Here is a 2745-nt window from a genome sequence, read left to right on the forward strand (position 1 = left end):
GACGAGGCGGTGGTCCCGGCGCGCACCGCGACCAAGCTGCCCGACCTCGGGGCCGAGCCGCAGCAGTTCCTCGGCGTGCTCGGCACGACCGGCGCGACGGCTTACTTCGGGCTGCTCGACGCGGCCTCGGCGAAGGAAGGGGACATCGTGTTCGTGTCGGCCGCCGCGGGCGCGGTGGGATCTGCCGTCGTGCAGATCGCCAAGGCCAGGGGCATGACGGTGATCGGCTCGGCCGGCGGCGAGGAGAAGTGCACCTTCGTCCGCTCGCTCGGCGCGGACGCGGTCATCGATTATCGCGCGGGAGGGCTGGTCAAGGCGCTCACCTCGGCCGCGCTCGACGGCATCGACGTCTATTTCGACAATGTCGGGGGGAGCCACCTCGACGCCGCGCTCGCTGTGGCGCGCAACCATGCGCGTTTCGCGATCTGCGGCATGATCGAGGGCTACAACAAGACCGAGCCGACCAGCCTGCGCTTCATCGGGCGGATCATCGCTGCGCGCATCCGCCTGAAGGGCTTCCTGGTGTTCGACTATTTCGGCCGCATGGACGAGTTCTACCGCGACATGGCGGGCTGGCTGCAGAGCGGCGCGGTGAAGTCCGAAGAGACGGTGATCGAAAGACTGGAGCGGATGCCCGAGGCGTTCCTCGGGCTGTTCTCGGGCGCCAACACGGGCAAGATGCTGGTGCGGCTCTAGCCGTTGAACTTGCAGGCGGCTGGGTCTCCGGACTTCAGGCCCGTCTGCAAGGCGTTCATGCGCTGCGCCGACGTGCCGTGCGTGAAGCTTTCAGGAACGACCGTGCCCTGGGTTTGCCGCTGCAGTGTGTCGTCCCCGATCGCCTCGGCGGCGCGCATCCCTTCCTCGATGTCGCCGGGCTCAAGGATGGTTCGGCCCTGCGGATCCTTGGCGAGCGCGGCCCAGACGCCGGCATAGCAGTCGGCCTGCAGCTCGACGCCGACCTGGATCGCGTTGCCTTGAGCGTCGCCCGACCGCGCCTGCGCCGACTGCGCCTGCTCGAGCGTGCCCTCGAGGTTTTGGACATGATGGCCGACCTCGTGCGCGATCACATAGCCCTGCGCGAAATCTCCCGGCGCGCCGAAGCGGCGACTCAGCTCGTTGAAGAATGTCGGGTCGATGTAAATCCGCTGATCGTTCGGGCAGTAGAAGGGCCCCATCGCCGCCTGTCCGGTCCCGCACGCCGTCTGCGTCCCCCTCGTATAGGCGACGAGCCGCGGCTCCACATATTGAGATCCCGAAGCGGCGAAGACCTTGGTCCAGACGCTGTCGGTCGATTCCAGGACTCCCGTCAGGAGATGGCGCGTCTCCGGCGAGAGCGTCGACTGGCCGCTCGGGGCGCTGGTCGTCGGCCCCGAGGGCAAGAGGCCGCCGCCGCCGCCGCCAAACTGGCTCAGCGCACAATAGCCGAGCAGAAGGATCGCGACCCCGACGAGGCCGAAACGGCTGGCGACGAGCGGCAGCAGACAGCCGAGCATATTTCCGCCGCCGCCCCCGAATCCAAGCCCCCCGCCCGGCGAGCCGGTGCGGTCTTCGAAATTGTTGCTAGGGCCATCGCCGAGCCGCATCGCCTGTCTCCTTGCCGACTGCCCAATGCTTTGCGTGCGTCACGGTTGCAATTCGCCTTCCAGCCGTCATTGCGAGCGCAGCGAGCAATCCAGGCGGCGTGCTGGATTGCCGCGGCTCTGCAAGGCCCCGCAAGCACGAAAGGTATCGCATGATTCTCGAAGGCAAGGTTGCGCTCGTCACGGGATCGACGTCGGGCATCGGGCTGGCGATCGCCAGGGCGCTGGCGGCCGAAGGCGCGAAGCTGATGATCAACGGCTTCGGCGATCCGGGCGAGATCGCGCGCGAATGCAAGGAACTGGGCGCGATTCACGACGGCGCGGACATGGCGAAGCCGGCACAGATCGAGGCGATGATGCAACGCTGCGCCGACGAGCTTGGGCCTGCGGACATCCTGGTCAACAATGCAGGCATTCAGCACGTCTCGCCGGTCGAGGATTTCCCGCCGGAGAAATGGGACGCGATCATCGCGATCAACATGTCGTCGGCGTTCCACACGACGCGCCTTGCTGTGCCGGAGATGAAGCGCAAGCGATGGGGCCGGATCGTCAACACCGCGAGCGCGCACAGCCTCGTCGCATCGCCGTTCAAGAGCGCCTACGTCGCCGCGAAGCACGGCATCGCCGGGTTCACCAAAACGATCGCGCTGGAGACGGCAACCAGCGGCATCACCGTCAACTGCATTTCGCCGGGATACGTCTGGACTCCGCTGGTCGAAGCGCAGATCCCCGATACGATGAAGGCGCGCGGCATGACCCGCGAGCAGGTGATGAACGATGTGCTGCTCGCCGGCCAGCCGACCAAACAGTTCGTCACCGTCGACCAGGTCGCCGCGCTGGCGCTGTTCCTGTGCCGTGACGAGGCCGCGTCGATTACCGGCGCGAACCTCAGCATAGACGGCGGTTGGACGGCCGCTTAGGCTGCCTGCGATGCGTTGTATCCTCCTGCTAGCCGGCCTCTTCGCCTGCTCCGCGTGCAGCGTGATCGAGCAGCCGTCGGGGCTGATCCCGCGCTGGACGACCGCCTGGAAGGAAGTCGCCACGCCGAAAGACCGGCAGCGGCTGGCCGGCTGGCGGACGACCTTCGTCAATGCGCTCCGGGCGGCGCGCACGGGGGGCCACGGTGCCGAGATCGAGCGCGAAGGCGCGCTGCTCGACCCCGACG

3 protein-coding genes and 1 pseudogene are annotated in these 2745 nt (G+C 67.4%); 3 read left to right on the top strand and 1 reads right to left on the bottom strand.

What is annotated here, in order from left to right:
* Positions 1–696: MDR family NADP-dependent oxidoreductase (locus GH737_RS14150; protein WP_155265420.1), on the top strand; the 696-nt coding region annotated here is incomplete at its 5' end.
* Here the strand turns inward: GH737_RS14150 and ypfJ are convergent.
* The gene (gene ypfJ, locus GH737_RS14155; protein WP_155265421.1) at positions 693–1583 is read right to left on the bottom strand and encodes a KPN_02809 family neutral zinc metallopeptidase; all 891 of its coding nucleotides are present in this window, start codon (positions 1581–1583) and stop codon (positions 693–695) included. The genes GH737_RS14150 and ypfJ overlap by 4 nt on opposite strands.
* 149 nt (positions 1584–1732) lie before the next feature.
* Here ypfJ and GH737_RS14160 point away from each other — a divergent pair, with 149 nt between their 5' ends.
* Both GH737_RS14160 and GH737_RS14165 read left to right on the top strand, forming a co-directional pair.
* Positions 1733–2500 (top strand): 3-hydroxybutyrate dehydrogenase, encoded by a 768-nt coding sequence (locus GH737_RS14160; protein WP_155265422.1) that lies wholly within the window; start codon positions 1733–1735, stop codon positions 2498–2500.
* Between the two features lie 10 nt (positions 2501–2510).
* Positions 2511–2745: pseudogene (locus GH737_RS14165) on the top strand (DUF4893 domain-containing protein); the annotation flags it as partial.

Source organism: Sphingomonas segetis, assembly GCF_009720245.1.
GTDB lineage: Bacteria > Pseudomonadota > Alphaproteobacteria > Sphingomonadales > Sphingomonadaceae > Sphingomicrobium > Sphingomicrobium segetis.